The following is an 18,672-nucleotide window of genomic DNA, read 5'->3' on the forward strand; positions in this document are numbered from 1 at the left end:
ACCTACATCTCTGCGTTAGGAGAGTGAGACAGAGGTGTAGGTGCGGTGGGACCTCCTGCCACCGGCTCTCGTTGCCCGCTGCGCCGCTTCCGCCGCCCGCGCCCCTTCCCTGGAACCGCCTCGCGGGGAGGCCGTGTTTTCCCAGAAAGTCGCCACGATCTGCGGGTGCCGCGCGGCACCACGCGGCGCGGCACCACGCGGCGCGGCACCACGCGGCGCCGCGCGGGGGGCCAGAGCGGGGCGGGCCAGAGCGGAGCGGCGGCTCGTGTTGGGGGAGGGCTAGCTGTAGGACGGGCGGCGGAGCATTTGGTCGGCGTCGTTGAGCGGGACTCCGGTGGCGATGAGCAGGTCGAGCACGGCGGCGTCGGCGGAGGCGGCGACGGTGGCGGCTGAGATCGACAGGGGCTGGGAGCGCATGACGTCGACCCAGCGGCCGGCGGAGATGAGCAGCGGGCGGGCCTCGTGCGGCTGGCCGTCTCGGTGCATCTCGTCGCGCAGGACGGCTAGGCCGTCGGCAAGGGCTTCGAGCATTTGGGGGAGGGCGGGCGGCACCGGCTCGCCCGTGCGAAGCACCCCCCACCAGGCGTGGCGGGCGAGGGTGCGGATGTCGCGAACGGCGAAGCCGATCTCGCGCGCGGAGTTGACGTTCTCGGCGAGGTTGCGCCGGGAGACGCGGCTCCAGATGGCGGAGCGGCGCACCTGGCGGAGCACGTCCTGTAAGCGGTTCAGCTCGTGGTCGACGTCGTTGAGGGCGAAGACCGCAGTCCCGGCGGCGGCGGTGTCACCGGAACGCAGGGCCGCCGCGATTGCCCGGGTGTTGATCGAGAGAAGGCTCAGCACAGGCTCGATGGCCTCGTTGACCCGGCGGACTGGATTGCGTGGGGTGCTCAGGTAGGCCACCGCGATCGCGACGAACGCCCCGATGAGCGCGCTGAGGGCGGCGTGCCGGGTGGAGAAGTGCGGGATGAACATCGTGGTCACGAGCGCGCCGTTGACCTCGCCGAACAGGAACAGCCACAGGCCGCGCCGATGTGGTGCGCACAGCACCTGGACCAGGGTGACGGCCACGAGCGGCGCGAAGAGTGGGAAACTGCGCTCGACCACGTAGCCGATTCCGATCGACACCAGGGCGGAGGCGCCGACCTGGACAAGCGTCAGACCCGATTCGCTCAGGAAGAGCTTGCGCATCGCCGTCCATTCGGATTGTGAAGGTTTATCCGGATAAGCCAAGATTAGTGTGTCTGACCTCGCAATTTGGGTCACAGCGCATTCACAGCGGGTTGACGGAAGGTTGATCGTGTAGGCGGACGTTGCATCGGGTACCAAATGGGGAAATGGATCGGAGTAGAAGGTGCGAAGTCACAACGGCCTCAAGACAGCAGCCCTGCTCGGGCTGCTCACTGCGATTATTTTGGCCGTCGGCTATTGGTTCGGCGGCAGCACAGGCCTGGTGATCGCTGTGGTGCTTTCACTGGTCATGAACGGGGTCAGCTACTTCTTCTCAGACAAGATCGCGCTGCGTTCGATGCGCGCACGGCCGGTCACCCAGGCCGAGTTCCCGCAGCTCTACCAGATGGTCGGCGAGCTGGCCGCGCAGGCGAAGCAGCCCATGCCACGCCTGTATGTCAGCCCGACCATGCAGCCCAACGCCTTCGCCACCGGCCGCAACCCGCAAAACGCCGCGGTTTGTGTGACCGAGGGGATCACCGGCATCCTCGACTACCGCGAGCTTCGGGGAGTCATCGGGCACGAGCTTTCCCACGTTTACAACCGGGACATCCTGATCGCCAGCGTGGCGGCCGGTCTGGCCGGCATCATCACCATGCTCGCCAATCTGGCCTGGTTCATCCCGATCGGCGGCAGCAGCGACGATGACGGTCCCAACATGGGCGTCGTCCTGCTCATGCTGATCCTCGGCCCGCTTGCCGCGGGGATCATCCAGATGGCGATCAGCCGGAGCCGTGAGTTCCAGGCCGACGCGTCCGGAGCAGAGCTCACCGATGACCCGTTGGCGCTGGCCAGTGCGCTTAAGAAGATTCATATGGGTACCCAGAAAATGCCGCTCCCGGCGGAGCCACGTCTTGAGAGTTCGGCTCACCTGATGATCGCCAACCCGTTCCGCGGTGGTGGCATCAGCAAGCTGTTCTCCACCCACCCGCCGATGGAGGAGCGGGTTCGCCGGCTCGAGCTGATGGCGGCGAACTCGGGCCCTATCCAGTACAGGCGCTGATCTTTTCGGCGGTGGCGGGCAGCCGATAAGCTGCCCGCCATGTCACCCCGTGCGCCCCTCAGCGTCGGCTTCTCCGCGCTGGCGAAGATAGTCACGATCATCCTGGCGCTGGCGGTCGTTGCCGTTGGCGCCGTCGTCGCCCTCATCGCCTACGGCTTCGCCTACGGCGAGCGCGAGTCGATCACCTCCTCCATCGGCGACGGCGTGACGCACCGGGACGCGGACGGCAAGCTCGTCCCCGGCCCAGGTGTCCAGCAGGAGATCGACACCGTTGGCTGGATCGGCATGATCGCGGGCGGTTTTTGCTCGCTCGTCTTGGTACTTCTCGCGTTCTACCTCGCGCTGCGGGTGCTTCGCACGGCAGCGTGGATCTCCGGTTCTGAGCTGTCCATGCGCGGGGCCGTGCGCAGGCGGTCCGCCGATCTGGCCACCGCCCGGGTGAGCACCCGCAAACAGCCCAATCAGCTGGTCGCCAACGACCTCACCCTCAACCTCGGGTCGCTCAAAGATGATCAGCTGATGATGCTGGCCAATGCGATCAGCAACAAACGCGTCCGAAGTGGACCGTCGGATGAGGCGTTCGTCACCGCCGACCGTCTCCGGGAGCTGGCGAGAGACCCCTTCGCCTAACTTGTGTTAGGATCAAACACGGCATTCACTCCTTACAGCGCTCGCAACTGCGGGCGCTGTTTGCGCGCGCCTTTGGAAGGGGGCTCTGGAATGAAAGCGTTCAAGCAATATGTGGCGGTGTGGCGAGTTCCGGGCGCCCCGCTTCTCCTGATCGTCGGCATGTTCGCCCGGGTCGGGATCGGCATGATCTCGCTGGCGCTGCTGCTGCTTGTGCACAACGCCACCGGTAGCTACGCCACCGCCGCGATAGCGACCGCCTGCTACGCCATCGCGGGCGCCGCGCTCGGCCCGATCTGGGGACGGCTGGCCGACCGCTTTGGACCGACCCGGGTCCTGCTGGCCTCCGGGTCGGCGCATCCGATCGCGCTCGCGGTCCTTCTGCTCATCCACCAAGGGCCAATCAACTGGATCTATGTCGCCGCTGCCGCGGCGGGTGCGACATATCCGCCGCTGACCGCTGCCATCCGTGGCGCGTGGACTTCCCTCACCCGCCCAGACGGCCCCTACGGCGCGGTGCGGCCCACTGCTCTCGCTGCGGAAACCTCGATGTTCGAGCTTGTCTTCGTGGTCGGCCCGCTGCTCGTGGCGCTCTTCGTGGCCCTGGCCAACCCGGCCTTCGCCATCGGCTTCTCCGCCGCAGCCACTCTGGTGGGGACAATCGCTCTCGCGCTCGGATCGGCCATCCGCGGCCAGAAGCCGCACCCGTCCGCCGAGCCCACCTCCGGACTCGGCCCGCTTCGCGCGCCCGGCTTCGCCGCCCTGCTCGCCTGCTGCGCCGGTCTCGGCGCAGCCTTCGGCGCCTCGACCGTCGCCATCCCCGCCTACGCACAGGCCCAGGGCGGTTCCAATCCGGAAACCATGGCGGGCGTGCTGATCGCGGTCTGGAGCCTGGGCAGCGCTCTCGGCGGGCTCTGGTTCGGCACTCGCGTCGTCCGTTCGGCGCTGAGCCGCCAGTTCGCCATTCTGCTCGCCGCCGTCGCGGCCAGCCTCATGATCCTGCCGATCATGCCGGGCCCGATCGCGCTCGGGGTTGCCCTGGTCATCGGCGGAGCCACCATCGCACCGGCGCTGACCATCGAAAACGCTCTCGTCGGCAGGCTCGCCCCGGGCCGCATGATGAACGAGGCCTACACCTGGATGGTCACCATCGGCGTGTCGGCAAGCGCGTTCGGAAGCTCGATCGCCGGCGTCATCGTCGACCACTCCGGGGCCGGTCCCGCTTTCCTTTTCGCGGGATTGGCTGCCGCCTTCGGCGCGGCTGTCGCCGCTTTCCCATCGGGCGCCATTGCCCGCGCCGACGCCGCAGCCGTCTACTCCTGATCCGCCTCACGCGGCCGCCCCACACCGGGCGGCCGCACCGAGTGTCAGCGGTAGTTGGTGAACTGCAGGGCCACGCCCAGGTCAGCCCCCTTGAGCAGGGCTATCACCTCTTGCAGGTCATCCTTCTTCTTGCCGGTGACCCGCAGCTGGTCGCCCTGAATCTGCGCCTGCACACCCTTGGGGCCCTCGTCACGGATCTTCTTCGAGATGGCTTTTGCCTTCTCCTGATCGATCCCCTGAACTATCTTGCAGTCGATCCGGTAGATCTTCCCGGACGGCTTCGGCTCACCCGCGTCGAGCGACTTCAACGAGATGTCGCGCTTGATGAGCTTCTCCTTGAAGACCTCCAGCGCGGCCTTCGCCCTATCCTCGGTGCTGGCCTTGATAACCACCGCCTCATCACCGGCCCAGTCAATCTCCGCGCCGGTGTCGCGGAAGTCGAACCGAGTGCCAAGCTCCTTCTGAGCCTGACGAAGGGCGTTATCCGCCTCTTGGTGATCCACTTTGCTGACGATATCGAAGGACGGGTTGCTAGCCACGTGCACTGCCTCCTCAGGGTGCCAATGGAGTCACCCTAGTCTGCCCGCCAACCCATCGCCCCTCAACGTTCACCACGCAGCCATAACAGCGCGCCCCGCCCGCGTTTTGGAGCCGCGGGGCGGGGCGCTTTGCTTTGCAGAATTAGGCGATGGCTGCCTTCGGGTCCGGTCCGTAGGCGTTGGCCTGCGGCTGCCCAGCCTGGAGGACAAGGCCAAGCAGCCAGAAGCTGCCGATGAAGGGCACGAAGGTAATCAGGTACCACCAGCCGGACTTGCCACCGTCGTGCAACCGGCGAACGGTCACCGCCAGGGTCGGAATGATGGTCGCCAGAAGGTAAATGAAGTACACGTACATCAAGGCGTCGATCTCAGCCGCATTCGCCACAACGATCAGAGCGACCGCGATCACGACGTGGATGAGCGCAAACATCCAGAACTCTTTACGCCGGGCCCGTCCGCTGAACTTGGCGTAGCTCTTGAGGACGTTGAGGTACCAGCTCACTTGTTTCCCTTTCCTAATGTGGATCAAGTAAGCAGGGACAGTAGAGATCTGGATCACGTTGGACAACCGCCGAACAGATGATCGAAAGGAATCCGAACAGTCGCTGGTGTGACCATGGTCCAACCCGGTTGCACGACCCCGCCCCGGTACCGTTATTCTTGCGGGGCACTAACCAAGGCAGGTTGCCCGAGTGGTCAATGGGAACGGTCTGTAAAACCGTCGCGAGAGCTACGTTGGTTCGAACCCAACACCTGCCACCACCAGCAAAAAGAGGCTCCGAGCAGCATTCGCTCGGAGTCTCTTTCTTTGTGAGCTGATTCCGTTCGTGGATCAGTAGATGCTGTCCAGCATCAGCCAGTCGCCGGGGCCGGGGTATATGGAGCGGTTGGCGGTGTGCTGGTGGTAGAGGCAGCTGGTCTCGAAGAGGTTGTGGGCGAGGCCGAGTGCGTGGCCCAGCTCGTGGCAGCTGGTTTCCCGGTGCCAGTGGGCGTCGCCTGAGGGGATGTAGCCGGCGCCGGTGTAGTCGTTGAGTTTGACTACGGCTGCGGTTCTGGTGAGGCCGTTGTGGGTGTAGGAGGCTTGGCCGACCCAGCCGATGTCGCCGTAATCCTGGTTGTAGACGTCGACGCAATGGGCGCTGGACGGGCACGAGTAGCTGAAGCGGTACCCGGAATCAATGGCAATGGATTCGTTCCACTTGACGACGGATTCATAGACGGGCCATTGGGCGCCGGTGTGGTCAAGGAAATAGACGGCGGGATGGGTGCCGCCCCAGTGGTATCGGTTGATGCCGCACAGCCGAAGGTAGGCGTAGGCGCCTTGAATACTGCAATCGACCTCGGCCGGGGCGATGACACCATTGGCTGTGGCCGTTGGGGCGATTAGGCCTCGGGTGCCGGCGGCTTTGAGCTTTTCGTAGAGGGCGTGTGCGCTGACGCCTCGGGCGGGAGTCCAGGTGGTCACGGTCTGAGTGCCATCCGGGTTGTTGACGACGGCGCTAACTTCCTCGATAAAGTCGACTTTGGTGAGGGTCTGGCTCGGTGCGGCCATAGCGGGCGCCACGGGGGCGGTCAGGGTGAGGGCCGCGGAGATGGCGACGACTAGCTGGCGATATCTCATGCCGCCGATGCTCGGCGGGGCCGCTATGCGATCTCTGTGTGAATCCTATGCCGGGGGGAGAGCGCCGTCTTCTTGAAAAGCTTTGACGGCTGCGGCCGGTAAGCCCTACCGCAGCCGTCCCCCGTTGTGTTGCTGTATGAGCAGTGTGCGCCGGGGCGGTTGCGTATCGGCTGCTCGATAACCATCAATGAATAGGGGATTGGCGAGGAGGGGGCCGATCGGCTGTCGAGATGCGATCAATGGTGGGGATGGATAGTGTCGACTCATAAACAACAGGCGGACAAAGTACGACCGAATGGCTATACTTCCGCGAGTCGACGGCGTGGCACGCCGTCCGGCCTTCCGCACCCGCAGGGAGCTGTGGCACGATCGCCATCAGTACTATGACCGCTTCTTACCCCGCTGGAGACGATGATGCGAACGAGCAGGCTTCGCCGCTGGTTGCTCCGCGGCGCATTGTTATCGGCGGCCATGACCGCGCCACTGGCGGCCACGCAACCTGCGCAGGCCGATGAGTGGCAGTGGGACGACACGCCGGCGGTGGGCTCGTATGAGTCCAAGCCAGTCGCCGGGTGGTTCCCTGACGAGTCGACGAGCGCGGCTCACGCCGAGCTCGGCAAGGCGGCTCAGGTCGCCTCGACCGGTGTCACGGCCACGCCGCCGGATCAATTGATTCTCGCCGAGTCCTATGAATGGCAGTGGGACTGATCGGAGTCCTCAGCGAAGCGTGTTGTCGATGATGAGGTGCCAGGGTGGCGGCGACTGCAAGCGGTAGAGCCACCAGGCGCTCGCCTGAGTTGGCGTGGCTCGTCACCGGACCCATGGCAATCTTGGCTGCAGTTCTGGTGTCGGTCATCGCCATCCGAAACGATCGGCCCATCGGCGGTTGGTCGACAGCCGTCCTCTTCCTCGCGTTGTTTGTGGCCACTGAGCTTTCGGTGATCCGGTTTGATGTTCGCCGGCAGACATTCATGCTTACCCTGGTCGAGATTCCACTTCTCCTGGGGCTTTTCTTTCTCTCTCCTCTGATCTTTGTGGCGACTAGGGTCGCGGCGTCGATTCTGATTCACCTCAAGCGGCGTGCGCAGCCGGTCAAGTCCGCGTTCAACGTCGCGCTGATCGCGCTGGCGGCTTCCGCGGCGAGCCTGGTGGTGGTCTCGTTCGCCAAGCCGACCACGACCAGCGCGGTCGGCGACGCGACCGCGCCGCGGACATGGCTCGTGCTCGCGGCGGCGGTCTTGACGACGGTGCTGATCTCCCTCGGCGGCGTGGTCGGCATCATCACGCTGGTCCAGGGCAGCATTCCGCCCACGCAGCTCGTCTCCATCGCGGTGCCGGGCATGCTGATGGCTGCGGTCAACACATCGATCGCCCTGGTCGTGCTGCTTACGCTGCAAGCGAGCTGGTGGGCGCTGGTGGTCATCGCCGCGCTGCTCGCGTTCTCGATCCTTGCCTACCGCAATTACGCCCAATCGCTTCGCCAGCACCGCACGCTGAGTGAGATCTACGATCTGACCCGGGCGATCTCCGATACCCCCCACGACGGGACCTTGCCTGACACCCTGCTGGGCCGGATCCGCCAGCTGATGCAGGCCGAGTATGCGACGTTGTGGCTGCCCGCGCAGGGCAGGCACCCAGAGGTCCTGCTCAGTGCGCGCACAGACGACAAAGGCCTGCTCGATGTGGCCGGCGCGCCCGATGAGCTGCGCAGACGGGCTCTTGAGTCGGGCGAGACGGTGGCGGTCGGGGCGCAGCTCGGCGGCGATCAGCTGTTCAACGACATGCGCGAGATCGGCCTCAAGGACGCGATCGTGGTCCCGTTGCGGGCCGGATCCGCAGTCATCGGCACGCTTGAAGTGGCCAGCCGGCTGGGCGACAACTTCCACTTCACCGTGGCCGATGTGCGCCTGCTGGAGGCGGTGGCGGCGCATGCCGCGGTGGCCGTGGAGAACAACCGGCTTGTCGACAGACTTCGTTTTGACGCGTACCACGACGTGCTCACCGGATTGCCCAACAGACGGCGCATCGTGCAGTCGCTCGACGAAGCGGTCCGGGTGCGCACCCATGGCGAGGTGGTCGCCATCCTGATGTTCGACATCGACGGGCTGCGCGACGTCAACGACTCCCTGGGCCACGCGGCCGGCGACCGGCTGGTGGCCGAGGTGGGCAGCCGGCTGCGAGCCACCGCGCCGCCCGCCGCGCTGGTCGGCAGGCTGGGCGGCGGGGACGAGTTCGTGGTGACGTTGCGCGCGGCAAACGCCGAGTCGGCGATCGCGCTGGCCCAGAAGCTGCGTAAGCAGCTGCAGGATCCGATGACCATCGGCACGCTGACCCTCGATGTCGACGCCGCGGTCGGGATCGCCCTGCACCCGGAGCACGGCTCGGAGCCGGCCATGCTGCTGCAGCGGGCCGACGTGGCGACCCACGCGGCCAAGTCGGTCGCCAACGGGGTTCAGCTCTTCGATCCGGCGCTGGAGTCGAGATCGGTGCGGCGGCTCGGGCTCGCGGGAGACCTGCGCCGGGCGCTCGACAACGGGGACCTCGAGATCTACTTCCAGCCGAAGGTCAGCTTGCGGGACAGGCGCCTGGTCGGCGTGGAATGCCTCGCGCGATGGGACCATCCGACCCACGGTTCTGTTGCGCCAGAAGACTTTGTGGCGGTCGCCGAGCACACCGGACAGTTGGGCCGGCTCACCGAAGCCGTGTTGCGCGAGGGTTTGCGCCGCGCGAGGCAGTGGGTCGACGCGGGCCGCCCCCTGTCGGTAGCGGTGAACCTTTCCCCGCGCACGCTGCACGACCACGAGTTCGCGTCCACTGTGGACAATCTGCTGCAGCACTATGGGGTGGCGGCCGACCGGCTGACATTGGAGATCACCGAGGACGGCATGGTGGACGGGATAGACCGCCATCTGCCGACCCTGCGGCATCTGTTCGACCTGGGCGTAAGGCTCTCCGTCGACGATTTCGGCACCGGCTACTCGTCGCTGTCCTACCTCAGGCGCCTGCCGGTGCACGAGGTGAAGGTCGACCGCTCGTTCGTCCAGGGCATGGCGACCGATCCGGGCGATCTGGCGATAGTGCGCGCGGTGGTCGACATCTCCCGCCATTTCGGGCTGGATGTGGTGGCCGAAGGCGTCGAGAGCGAGCTCACGCTGGAGCTGCTGGACGAGATCGGCTGCGACATCGGCCAGGGCTTCCTGTTCAGCCGCCCATTGCCCTACGAGCGCCTGGAGGCGTGGCTCGGCGCGCAGACCGACGCGGAGCCCACCCCGGGCGGCGAGGTGCGCCGCCTGCGGGCCGTGGGCTGACACACATCCAACCCGATTTCCCCCTCGCCAAGGTGTTGTGTACTCTTACCGAGGCACGCGCTCTGCTTGGCGGCAGAGCGGCATGTTGCAGCGCCCCCTTAGCTCAGTCGGCAGAGCGTCTCCATGGTAAGGAGAAGGTCTACGGTTCGATTCCGTAAGGGGGCTCGGTTGGGTTCTACCCCTCCACGGCGGTGTAGCTCAGATGGCAGAGCAAGCGGCTCATAATCGCTGTGTCGCCGGTTCAATTCCGGCCACCGCTACTTTGGTCACAGCGAGTGGCCGTCATGCTCGTGTTCAGGTACTTTTAACGGCACTTTGTAATCCAGAAGTAGAAGGGCACTCCTGTGGCCAAGTCGACTGACGTACGTCCGAAGATCACCATGGCGTGTGTGGACTGCAAGGAGCGCAACTACATCACCAAGAAGAACCGGCGCAACGACCCGGATCGGATTGAGCTGAAGAAGTTCTGCCCTAAGTGCGGCAAGCACACCGCGCACCGCGAAACCCGCTGATCAAAGTCTTTCAAGAAGGGGTGGCCTGCACGGGCCACCCCTTCTTGGCATAGGTTCAATGCCATGCCGTTGGACCAGTCTTTTAACGGGCGCTCCTATCCGCCCACCGCCCCTTACCAGGTGGGGCGGGAGAAGATCCGGGAGTTCGCCACCGCGATCGGCGCGGCCGACCCGGTGCACCACGATCTCGAGGCGGCCAAGGCCGCGGGATATCCCGATCTCGTCGCGCCGCCGACCTGGCCGATCGTGATCACCATGGCGGCGCTCAAACAGATCGTCATGGACCCGGCTCTCGGCGTCGATTACAGCCGGGTGGTCCACGGTGACCAGCGCTTTCTTTACACCCGGCCGGTGGTGGCGGGAGATGATCTCGTGGTGGTCAACCACATCGAGGAGATCCTTTCCCGGGGTGGGCACGACTTCCTCACCACCCGCCAGGAGGTGCGGACCACCGCCGACGAGCTCGTCGTAACGGTTTGGCACAAAACTGTGGTCAGGGGTGAATGACGTGGCGTTTGAGGCAGGCCAGGTTCTTCCGGAACAAATCTTTCGGGTGACACGCGCCGATCTGGTTCGCTACGCGGGCGCTTCCGGCGACTTCAACCCGATCCACTGGAGCGAGCGCACAGCCACCGCCGTCGGGCTGCCCGGCGTCATCGCGCACGGGATGCTCACCATGGCCCTGGCCGGCCAGGCGGTGGCGACCTGGGCCGGGCGTGGCGACGCGGTGACCGACTTCGGCGTGCGTTTCACGCGGCCGGTCCCGGTACCCGACGATGAAGAAGGCACAAAATTGAGCTTCACCGCTGTGGTGAAGGCGGCTGATGCCGAGTCGGCGACCATCGAACTCACCGCCACCTGCGGCGGAGAACGCGTGCTGGCGCAGGCCCGGGCCAAAGTCAGGCAGGTCTGACCCGAAATTTGAGGGGTAGCCGGGTTGGCCCGTTGCGCCGACTACCCGTACACTGGTCGGCCGAGGGGTCCCAACGCGGGCCCCTCCTAGGGGTGTGGCGCAATTGGCAGCGCAGCGGTCTCCAAAACCGCAGGTTGCAGGTTCGAGTCCTGTCGCCCCTGCGTCTTACTAGACGCGGTCTCTTTGCGGCACTATCGGAAGAGACCGAACCACCCCGCGATATGGAAGTAGGGCGAAGTGGCCGAGAGCAACCGGCGTGGCGATGAAGACGCCACGGAACACGTTGACGACGTGTTCGACGACGCTGTCGACGACGACGCCACAGCGGATGACGACTCCAAGACTTCGCGCCGTGGCGGCACCGCCGTCAGGGAGCGCGCCAAGTCGGAGCCGACCGAGAAGAAGGTCGGCATCTTCGGCCGCATCGGCCGGTTCTTCCGCGAGGTCATCGGCGAGCTGCGTAAGGTCATCTGGCCGACGCGTAACGAGCTGCTGACCTATACCGCAGTCGTGGTGGTGTTCGTGGCGATCATGCTGACGATCGTGTCCGGGCTCGATTACCTCTACGCTCGTGGTGTGCTGTTCGTCTTCGGCAACCCGAAGTAAGCACTGGCTTGGACGGAGCATCCGGCCAGCAAACTAGTGGTAGTAACACGGAAGTGAGCGCGAGCGTGTCCGAGCAGGACGAGACGAACCAAACCGTGGATGAGAACACCGGCACCGTCGCGGTGGCGGAGGACGAGTTCGACCCCGCAGCCGAGCTGCGGCAGAAGCTGCGTTACGCGCCGGGCGACTGGTATGTCGTGCACTCATACGCCGGCTACGAGAACAAGGTCAAGACCAACCTCGAGACCCGCATCACGAGCCTTGACATGGAGGAGTTCATCTTCCAGGTCGAGGTGCCGACGCGCGAGGAGATCGAGGTCAAGAACGGCAAGCGCACCCAGGTGCAGAACAAGGTCTTCCCCGGCTATCTGCTGGTGCGTATGGACCTGACGCCCGAGTCCTACTCGTGTGTGCGCAACACCCCCGGGGTGACCGGGTTCGTGGGCTCCACCGACCGGGCCGACCGCCCGGCGCCGCTGAGCCTCGACGAGGTGCTCAAGTGGCTGCTGCCCACGGTCGAGCAGGCCGCGGGCGCGAAGAAGGCCAAGCCCGAGGTTCGGGTGGTGGACTTCGAGGTGGGCGACTCGGTGACGGTGACCGATGGCGCCTTCGCCTCGCTCCCGGCGACCATCAGTGAGATCAGCGCGGATCAGCAGAAACTCAAGGTGCTGGTTTCGATCTTCGGTCGGGAAACCCCGGTTGAGCTGAACTTCAATCAGGTTTCAAAGATCTAATTCGGGTCATGTACCCTTGAACGCTGTTCAGGGTTGTTTTACCCTGCCCATCTTTCTAAGCCCAGGAAGTAGACATGCCTCCCAAGAGAAAACTCGTCAAGACCTTCACGCTTCAGCTGAAGGCCGGTCAGGCTACGCCTGCTCCGCCGGTGGGTCCTGCCCTCGGTCAGCACGGCGTGAACATCATGGAGTTCTGCAAGCAGTACAACGCGCAGACCGAATCGCAGCGCGGTGACATCGTTCCCGCGCAGATCAGCGTCTTCGAGGACAGGTCGTTCAGCTTCATCCTGAAGACCCCGCCCGCCGCGCGTCTGCTCATCAAGGCGGCCGGTGTGCCGAAGGGTTCCGGAACGCCGCACTCGGCCAAGGTCGGCAGCGTCACCAAGGCGCAGCTGCGTGAGATCGCCGAGAAGAAGATGGCCGACCTCAACGCCAACGACATCGAGATGGCTGAGCGCATCATCGCGGGCACCGCCCGTTCGATGGGCATCACCGTTCGCGACTGACTTTTAGACACACGTGGGAGGGCTCGCCTCGCCGAGTCCGCCATCAACCACAGGAGATTTGAAAATGCAGCACGGTAAGAACTACAAGAAGGCCGCCGAGCAGGTCGATCGCGACAAGCTCTACGGGCCGGCCGAGGCGATCAAGCTCGCCAAGCAGACCACCACCACGAAGTTCGATGCCACCGTTGAGGTCGCGATGCGCCTCGGCGTGGACCCCCGCAAGGCGGACCAGATGGTCCGCGGCACGGTCAACCTGCCGCACGGCACCGGTAAGACCGCCCGCGTGATCGTGTTCGCTTCGGGCGAGAAGGCCGCCGAGGCTGAGGCCGCCGGCGCCGACGTGGTGGGCAGCGACGAGCTGGTCGCTCGTATTCAGGGCGGATGGCTGGAGTTCGATGCCGCTATCGCCACCCCGGACCAGATGGCAAAGATCGGTCGAATCGCGCGGATCCTGGGCCCGCGCGGTCTCATGCCGAACCCGAAGACGGGCACCGTGACGCAGGACGTCACCAAAGCCGTCAGCGAGATCAAGGGTGGAAAGATCACCTTCCGGGTGGACAAGCACTCCAACCTGCACATGATCATTGGCAAGGCGTCGTTCTCGGCCGAGCAGCTGGTCGACAACTACGCGGCCGTCCTCGACGAGGTGCTGCGTTCGAAGCCGTCCGCGGCCAAGGGCAAGTACCTCAAGAAGGTCACCGTCGCCACGACGATGGGCCCTGGCGTGCCGGTGGACCCGAACATCATCAAGAACTTCCGCGAGAACGCCGAAGCGTGATGTGAGATAGGGCGCGGCATTTGGCCGCGCCCTATCTGTTCATGTAAAGTCTGTCAAGTTCCACCCAAAGACCGCTGGTCACCTGTGTTCACACAGGTCGAAGGCCCCGCAAAGCGGGCGGCCCGCGCAGGGAAGAACGGTTTCGCTAGCTCAGCTTTGTGCTGACAAGCCCCGTGCGCCCTGCGCCGGGGCGTTTTGTTTTGCCGGACCCTCGATGTCTGTGACCGGCCTGGAGCAAACGAGAGAGGAGGGGACATGGTTGACAAGATTCGTACCGACAAGGCGACCTCGGTCGCAGAGCTGACCGAGCGTTTCCAGAACTCGACGGCCACGGTGCTCACCGAGTACCGCGGTTTGACGGTGAAGCAGCTCACCGAGCTGCGTCGTTCCATGGGCGGTGCTCAGTACACCGTCACGAAGAACACGCTCGCCAAGCGCGCTGCCGCGAACGCCGGCCTCGACGGGCTCGACACGCTGTTCACCGGTCCTACCGCGCTCGCCTTCGTCTCCGGTGATGTCGTTGAGGCGGCCAAGGGTCTGCGCGACTTCGCGAAGGCCCACCCGCAGCTCGTCATCAAGGGCGGCATCTTCGAGGGCAAGCCGCTTTCCGCGGCTGAAGTCACGAAGCTCGCCGACCTCGAATCCCGCGAGGTTCTGCTGGCCAAGCTGGCCGGCGGCATGAAGGCCAACCTGGCCAAGGCGGCCGCGCTCTTCCAGGCGCCGCTGTCGAAGGCTGTGCGCACAGTTGATGCCCTCAGGGCAAAGCAAGAATCCGCAAGCGAATAAGCCAAGGGGGCTGTCAATTATGGCGAAGCTGAGCACCGACCAGTTGCTCGACGCGTTCAAAGAGATGACGCTGATCGAGCTGTCCGAGTTCGTTAAGACTTTCGAAGACACCTTCGATGTCAAGGCCGCGGCTCCGGTCGCGATGGCCGGCCCGGCCGGCCCCGCCGCCGCGGCGGAGGTCGTCGAGGAGCAGGACGAGTTCGACGTCGTCCTGGAGAGCGACGGTGGCAAGAAGATCCAGGTCATCAAGGTCGTGCGTGAGCTGACCGGCCTGGGCCTCAAGGAGGCCAAGGACGCGGTTGAGGCCGCCCCGAAGGCGATTCTGGAGAAGGTCAACAAGGAGTCTGCCGAGAAGGCCAAGGCCAAGCTCGAGGCTGAGGGTGCAAAGGTCACCCTGAAGTAACAACTTCCTGAGTAGGGTTCTTGAACCACACTCAACAATGGGCGGGTATCCGAGTCGGATGCCCGCCCATTGTGGTGGAAGGACTTGACTGAGTCGGTCTCGCCAGGCACGCTTTCCTCAGTACGACTTCCGAGGAGTACTAAGAGCACTAAAGAAGGTGTGACTGTGTTCCACGGCACGCTCTGCGGGAGCATGCCGTGTTGACTAGACGCCGGTCCGCCTTTCGGCTACACTGCTAGTTTGCGCTGCCCTTCTGCCTTTCCCTGCCCAGGAAACTGCTGGTCCGGGTTTGTCGGGGTGCTCGCGTAACGGCCGTTGTACCACCGGTCCTCGGAAGGACGTATCTTGGCAGCCTCCCGCCCTGCGAAGACCAGTCGATCGTCGAGCGCGTTCGCTCCTCGCCGGATTTCATTCGGCAGGATCACCGAACACCTCGAAGTCCCGAATCTTCTCGCGATCCAGACAGAGTCCTTTGATTGGCTCGTCGGCAACGATTCCTGGCAGACCCGCACCGCGAGCGAGTCTCACGCTCGTTCGGGTCTCGCTGAGATCCTCGAAGAGATCAGCCCTATCGAGGATTTCTCCGGAACCATGTCGCTGAGCTTCTCCGACCCGCGCTTCGATGAGGTCAAGGCCTCCATCGAGGAGTGCAAGGAGAAGGACCTCACCTATTGTGCGCCGCTGTTTGTGACGGCGGAATTCACCAACAACTCGACTGGCGAGATCAAGAGCCAGACGGTGTTCATGGGTGATTTCCCGATGATGACGCCGAAGGGGACGTTCATCATCAACGGCACCGAGCGCATCGTTGTCAGCCAGCTTGTCCGTTCTCCTGGCGTCTACTTCTCCAAGGAGCCCGACAAGACCTCCGACCGCGACCTCTCCAGCGTCAAGGTGATCCCGAGCCGGGGTGCCTGGCTGGAGTTCGACATCGACAAGCGTGACACCGTCGGGGTCCGGATCGACCGCAAGCGCCGCCAGGCGGTGACGGTCATCCTCAAGGCCATCGGCTGGTCCGCTGACCAGATCCGCGAGCGGTTCGGCTGGTCCGAGCTGATGATGGTGACCCTCGAGAAGGACCACATCGCCGGTCAGGACGAGGCGCTGCTAGACATCTACCGCAAACTGCGCCCTGGGGAGCCCCCGACGCGCGAGAACGCCCAGACCCTGCTCGACAACCTCTTCTTCAACCCGAAGCGGTACGACGTCGCCAAGGTCGGGCGCTACAAGTTCAACAAGAAGCTCGAAGTCAACGTCCCGATCACCACGGGCACGCTCACCGAAGACGACGTCGTCGCCACCGTCGAATACCTCTGCCGCCTGCACGCGGGTGAGGACGGCTACGAGGCTGACGACATCGACCACTTCGGTAACCGTCGCCTGCGCACCGTGGGTGAGCTGATCCAGAACCAGGTTCGGGTCGGTCTTTCCCGCATGGAGCGCGTGGTCCGCGAGCGGATGACGACCCAGGACGTCGAGGCGATCACGCCGCAGACCCTGATCAACATCCGCCCGGTGGTCGCCGCGATCAAGGAGTTCTTCGGAACCTCCCAGCTGTCGCAGTTCATGGACCAGACCAACCCGCTCGCGGGTCTGACCCACCGTCGCCGCCTGTCGGCGCTCGGCCCGGGTGGTCTGTCGCGTGACCGCGCCGGCTTCGAGGTCCGTGACGTGCACCCGTCGCACTACGGCCGGATGTGCCCGATCGAGACTCCGGAAGGCCCGAACATCGGCCTGATCGGTGCGCTCTCGACCTTCGCGCGGGTCAACCCGTTCGGGTTCGTCGAGACGCCGTACCGCAAGGTGGTTGAGGGCCGGGTCACCGACCAGATCGACTACCTGACCGCCGATGAGGAAGACCGTTACGTCAAGGCGCAGGCCAACGCGAAGCTGGCGCCTGACAACTCGTTCGCCGAAGACCGGGTGCTCGTTCGCCGTAAGGGCGGTGAGGTCGACCAGGTGCTGCCTTCGCAGGTGGACTACATGGACGTCTCGCCGCGCCAGATGGTGTCGGTCGCGACCGCGATGATCCCGTTCCTTGAGCACGACGACGCCAACCGCGCCCTCATGGGTGCGAACATGCAGCGCCAGGCCGTTCCGCTGGTCAAAGCAGAAGCGCCTTTGGTGGGTACCGGTATGGAATACCGTGCCGCCACAGACGCCGGCGATGTCGTGGTGGCCGAGGTCAGCGGTGTCGTCGAGGATCTGTGTGCCGACTACATCACCGTCCACCAGGACGATGGTCACCGCCGCACCTACCTGCTGCACAAGTTCCGCCGGTCCAACTCGGGCTCGTGTGTGAACCAGAAGCCGGTGGTCGCCGAGGGTGACCGGGTCGAGGTGGGCCAGGTCATCGCCGATGGTCCGTGCACCGACAACGGTGAGATGGCGCTAGGCCGCAACCTGCTGGTCGCCTTCATGCCGTGGGAGGGTCACAACTACGAGGACGCGATCATCCTGTCGCAGCGGCTCGTGCAAGAGGATGTTCTGACGAGCATTCACATCGAGGAGCACGAGGTCGACGCCCGTGACACCAAGCTCGGCCCGGAGGAGATCACCCGCGATATCCCGAACGTCAGCGAGGAAATGCTCGCCGACCTCGACGAGCGCGGCATCATCCGGATCGGCGCCGAGGTGGTTCCCGGCGACATCCTGGTCGGCAAGGTCACCCCGAAGGGTGAAACCGAGCTGACTCCGGAGGAGCGGCTGCTTCGCGCCATCTTCGGTGAGAAGGCGCGCGAGGTGCGTGACACCTCGCTGAAGGTGCCGCACGGCGAGACCGGCACGGTCATCGGCGTCCGCACGTTCTCCCGCGAAGACGGCGACGAGCTGCCGCCTGGTGTCAACGAGCTGGTTCGCGTCTACGTGGCCCAGAAGCGGAAGATCCAGGACGGTGACAAGCTCGCCGGCCGCCACGGCAACAAGGGTGTCATCTCGAAGATCCTCCCGGTCGAGGACATGCCGTTCCTTGAGGACGGCACGCCGGTCGACATCGTGCTCAACCCGCTGGGTGTGCCGGGCCGTATGAACATCGGTCAGGTGCTGGAAACCCACCTGGGCTGGGTGGCGAAGACGGGCTGGAAGGTCGAGGGGTCCGACGAGCCGTGGAAGAAGGCGCTCCAGTCGATCGGTGCTGACACGGCCGAGCCGAACACGAACGTCGCGACTCCGGTCTTCGACGGCGCGAACGACGACGAGATCGCCGGCCTGCTGGCCAGCACCCTGCCCAACCGCGACGGCACCCAGCTGATCGGCGAGTCGGGCAAGGCGAAGCTGTTCGATGGGCGTTCCGGCGAGCCGCTGCCGGACCCGATCTCGGTCGGCTACCTGTACATCCTGAAGCTGAACCACCTGGTCGACGACAAGATCCACGCTCGCTCGACCGGGCCGTACTCGATGATCACGCAGCAGCCGCTGGGTGGTAAGGCGCAGTTCGGTGGTCAGCGCTTCGGTGAAATGGAATGTTGGGCGATGCAGGCCTACGGCGCGGCTTACGCGCTGCAGGAGCTGCTCACCATCAAGTCCGACGACGTCCTGGGCCGGGTCAAGGTCTATGAGGCGATCGTCAAGGGCGAGAACATTCCCGAGCCGGGCATCCCGGAGTCGTTCAAGGTGTTGCTCAAGGAGCTGCAGTCGCTGTGCCTCAACGTTGAGGTGCTTTCCAGCGACGGCGTGCCGCTTGAAATGCGCGAGACCGACGACGAGGTGTTCCGCGCGGCAGAAGAGCTGGGCATCGATCTGGCGCGGCGACCCAACGAGGGCATTCTCTCAGTGGACGAGGTGTAA

19 protein-coding genes and 4 tRNA genes are annotated in these 18,672 nt (G+C 64.8%); 19 read left to right on the forward strand and 4 right to left on the reverse strand.

The window, feature by feature from the left end:
- Nucleotides 1–279 precede the first annotated feature (279 nt).
- On the reverse strand, nucleotides 280–1,188 hold the full coding sequence (locus tag Rhe02_RS11535) for an aromatic acid exporter family protein (protein ID WP_203908154.1): 909 nt from the start codon (nucleotides 1,186–1,188) through the stop codon (nucleotides 280–282).
- Between the two features lie 163 nt (nucleotides 1,189–1,351).
- Between Rhe02_RS11535 and htpX the strand changes: the two genes are divergently transcribed.
- The 3 genes from htpX (at nucleotide 1,352) to Rhe02_RS11550 (ending at nucleotide 4,180) form a co-directional block, all read left to right on the forward strand.
- On the forward strand, nucleotides 1,352–2,230 hold the full coding sequence (htpX, locus tag Rhe02_RS11540) for a zinc metalloprotease HtpX (protein WP_203908155.1): 879 nt from the start codon (nucleotides 1,352–1,354) through the stop codon (nucleotides 2,228–2,230).
- 39 nt (nucleotides 2,231–2,269) lie between these two features.
- Nucleotides 2,270–2,860 carry a hypothetical protein gene (locus Rhe02_RS11545; protein WP_203908156.1) on the forward strand — a complete coding sequence of 197 codons (591 nt, stop codon included), beginning with the start codon at nucleotides 2,270–2,272 and terminating at the stop codon, nucleotides 2,858–2,860.
- Between the two features lie 90 nt (nucleotides 2,861–2,950).
- A complete protein-coding gene (locus tag Rhe02_RS11550; protein WP_203908157.1) occupies nucleotides 2,951–4,180 on the forward strand; it encodes an MFS transporter in 1,230 nt (409 codons plus the stop codon).
- Between the two features lie 44 nt (nucleotides 4,181–4,224).
- Here Rhe02_RS11550 and Rhe02_RS11555 read toward each other — a convergent pair whose 3' ends face one another.
- On the reverse strand, nucleotides 4,225–4,719 hold the full coding sequence (locus Rhe02_RS11555) for a YajQ family cyclic di-GMP-binding protein (protein WP_203908158.1): 495 nt from the start codon (nucleotides 4,717–4,719) through the stop codon (nucleotides 4,225–4,227).
- 142 nt (nucleotides 4,720–4,861) lie between these two features.
- A complete protein-coding gene (locus Rhe02_RS11560) occupies nucleotides 4,862–5,221 on the reverse strand; it encodes a DUF805 domain-containing protein (RefSeq protein WP_203908159.1) in 360 nt (119 codons plus the stop codon).
- Between the two features lie 176 nt (nucleotides 5,222–5,397).
- Here Rhe02_RS11560 and Rhe02_RS11565 point away from each other — a divergent pair.
- Nucleotides 5,398–5,481, forward strand: a tRNA-Tyr gene (locus Rhe02_RS11565).
- 70 nt (nucleotides 5,482–5,551) lie between these two features.
- Here Rhe02_RS11565 and Rhe02_RS11570 read toward each other — a convergent pair.
- Entirely contained in the window at nucleotides 5,552–6,340 is a 789-nt protein-coding gene (locus Rhe02_RS11570) for a zinc metalloprotease (protein WP_203908160.1), read from the reverse strand.
- 471 nt (nucleotides 6,341–6,811) lie between these two features.
- Here Rhe02_RS11570 and Rhe02_RS11575 point away from each other — a divergent pair, with 471 nt between their 5' ends.
- From Rhe02_RS11575 to rpoB, 15 genes are all read left to right on the forward strand, one after another.
- The gene (locus Rhe02_RS11575; RefSeq protein WP_203908161.1) at nucleotides 6,812–7,048 is read left to right on the forward strand and encodes a hypothetical protein; all 237 of its coding nucleotides are present in this window, start codon (nucleotides 6,812–6,814) and stop codon (nucleotides 7,046–7,048) included.
- A 113-nt stretch (nucleotides 7,049–7,161) separates the two neighbouring features.
- Nucleotides 7,162–9,648, forward strand: a complete 2,487-nt coding sequence (locus Rhe02_RS11580; RefSeq protein ID WP_203908162.1) for a putative bifunctional diguanylate cyclase/phosphodiesterase — start codon at nucleotides 7,162–7,164, stop codon at nucleotides 9,646–9,648.
- Nucleotides 9,649–9,740: 92 nt separating this feature from the next.
- A tRNA-Thr gene (locus Rhe02_RS11585) sits at nucleotides 9,741–9,813 on the forward strand.
- 22 nt (nucleotides 9,814–9,835) lie between these two features.
- Nucleotides 9,836–9,908, forward strand: a tRNA-Met gene (locus tag Rhe02_RS11590).
- Between the two features lie 84 nt (nucleotides 9,909–9,992).
- Entirely contained in the window at nucleotides 9,993–10,160 is a 168-nt protein-coding gene (gene rpmG / locus Rhe02_RS11595; protein WP_203908163.1) for a 50S ribosomal protein L33, read from the forward strand.
- Nucleotides 10,161–10,223: 63 nt separating this feature from the next.
- Entirely contained in the window at nucleotides 10,224–10,667 is a 444-nt protein-coding gene (locus Rhe02_RS11600) for a MaoC family dehydratase N-terminal domain-containing protein (RefSeq protein WP_203908164.1), read from the forward strand.
- 1 nt (nucleotide 10,668) lies between these two features.
- Nucleotides 10,669–11,073 (forward strand): MaoC family dehydratase, encoded by a 405-nt coding sequence (locus Rhe02_RS11605; RefSeq protein WP_203908165.1) that lies wholly within the window; start codon nucleotides 10,669–10,671, stop codon nucleotides 11,071–11,073.
- An 88-nt stretch (nucleotides 11,074–11,161) separates the two neighbouring features.
- A tRNA-Trp gene (locus Rhe02_RS11610) sits at nucleotides 11,162–11,234 on the forward strand.
- A gap of 76 nt (nucleotides 11,235–11,310) precedes the next feature.
- A complete protein-coding gene (gene secE / locus Rhe02_RS11615) occupies nucleotides 11,311–11,679 on the forward strand; it encodes a preprotein translocase subunit SecE (protein ID WP_203908166.1) in 369 nt (122 codons plus the stop codon).
- A gap of 65 nt (nucleotides 11,680–11,744) precedes the next feature.
- Nucleotides 11,745–12,413, forward strand: coding sequence for a transcription termination/antitermination protein NusG (gene nusG, locus Rhe02_RS11620; protein WP_203908325.1), 669 nt, complete (start codon nucleotides 11,745–11,747; stop codon nucleotides 12,411–12,413).
- Nucleotides 12,414–12,487: 74 nt separating this feature from the next.
- Nucleotides 12,488–12,919, forward strand: coding sequence for a 50S ribosomal protein L11 (gene rplK, locus Rhe02_RS11625; protein WP_203908167.1), 432 nt, complete (start codon nucleotides 12,488–12,490; stop codon nucleotides 12,917–12,919).
- Between the two features lie 64 nt (nucleotides 12,920–12,983).
- Nucleotides 12,984–13,697 (forward strand): 50S ribosomal protein L1, encoded by a 714-nt coding sequence (gene rplA, locus Rhe02_RS11630; protein WP_203908168.1) that lies wholly within the window; start codon nucleotides 12,984–12,986, stop codon nucleotides 13,695–13,697.
- 255 nt (nucleotides 13,698–13,952) lie between these two features.
- Complete coding sequence (rplJ, locus tag Rhe02_RS11635) at nucleotides 13,953–14,483, forward strand: 50S ribosomal protein L10 (protein WP_203908169.1); 531 nt, start codon at nucleotides 13,953–13,955, stop codon at nucleotides 14,481–14,483.
- A gap of 19 nt (nucleotides 14,484–14,502) precedes the next feature.
- On the forward strand, nucleotides 14,503–14,886 hold the full coding sequence (gene rplL / locus Rhe02_RS11640) for a 50S ribosomal protein L7/L12 (protein ID WP_203908170.1): 384 nt from the start codon (nucleotides 14,503–14,505) through the stop codon (nucleotides 14,884–14,886).
- Between the two features lie 345 nt (nucleotides 14,887–15,231).
- The gene (gene rpoB, locus Rhe02_RS11645) at nucleotides 15,232–18,672 is read left to right on the forward strand and encodes a DNA-directed RNA polymerase subunit beta (protein WP_203908171.1); all 3,441 of its coding nucleotides are present in this window, start codon (nucleotides 15,232–15,234) and stop codon (nucleotides 18,670–18,672) included.

Source organism: Rhizocola hellebori (assembly GCF_016862955.1).
Taxonomy (GTDB): Bacteria; Actinomycetota; Actinomycetes; order Mycobacteriales; family Micromonosporaceae; genus Rhizocola; species Rhizocola hellebori.

What these genes read in the sequence shown, in the direction of transcription:
- Rhe02_RS11545 (WP_203908156.1), top strand. Translation starts at nt 2,270, where the DNA reads ATGTCACCCCGTGCGCCCCTCAGCGTCGGCTTCTCCGCGCTGGCGAAG.
- rplL (WP_203908170.1), top strand. Translation starts at nt 14,503, where the DNA reads ATGGCGAAGCTGAGCACCGACCAGTTGCTCGACGCGTTCAAAGAGATG.
- Rhe02_RS11570 (WP_203908160.1), bottom strand. Translation starts at nt 6,340, where the DNA reads ATGAGATATCGCCAGCTAGTCGTCGCCATCTCCGCGGCCCTCACCCTG.
- Rhe02_RS11535 (WP_203908154.1), bottom strand. Translation starts at nt 1,188, where the DNA reads ATGCGCAAGCTCTTCCTGAGCGAATCGGGTCTGACGCTTGTCCAGGTC.
- rplA (WP_203908168.1), top strand. Translation starts at nt 12,984, where the DNA reads ATGCAGCACGGTAAGAACTACAAGAAGGCCGCCGAGCAGGTCGATCGC.
- rplK (WP_203908167.1), top strand. Translation starts at nt 12,488, where the DNA reads ATGCCTCCCAAGAGAAAACTCGTCAAGACCTTCACGCTTCAGCTGAAG.
- Rhe02_RS11600 (WP_203908164.1), top strand. Translation starts at nt 10,224, where the DNA reads ATGCCGTTGGACCAGTCTTTTAACGGGCGCTCCTATCCGCCCACCGCC.
- Rhe02_RS11580 (WP_203908162.1), top strand. Translation starts at nt 7,162, where the DNA reads ATGGCAATCTTGGCTGCAGTTCTGGTGTCGGTCATCGCCATCCGAAAC.
- rplJ (WP_203908169.1), top strand. Translation starts at nt 13,953, where the DNA reads ATGGTTGACAAGATTCGTACCGACAAGGCGACCTCGGTCGCAGAGCTG.
- Rhe02_RS11550 (WP_203908157.1), top strand. Translation starts at nt 2,951, where the DNA reads ATGAAAGCGTTCAAGCAATATGTGGCGGTGTGGCGAGTTCCGGGCGCC.
- Rhe02_RS11575 (WP_203908161.1), top strand. Translation starts at nt 6,812, where the DNA reads ATGACCGCGCCACTGGCGGCCACGCAACCTGCGCAGGCCGATGAGTGG.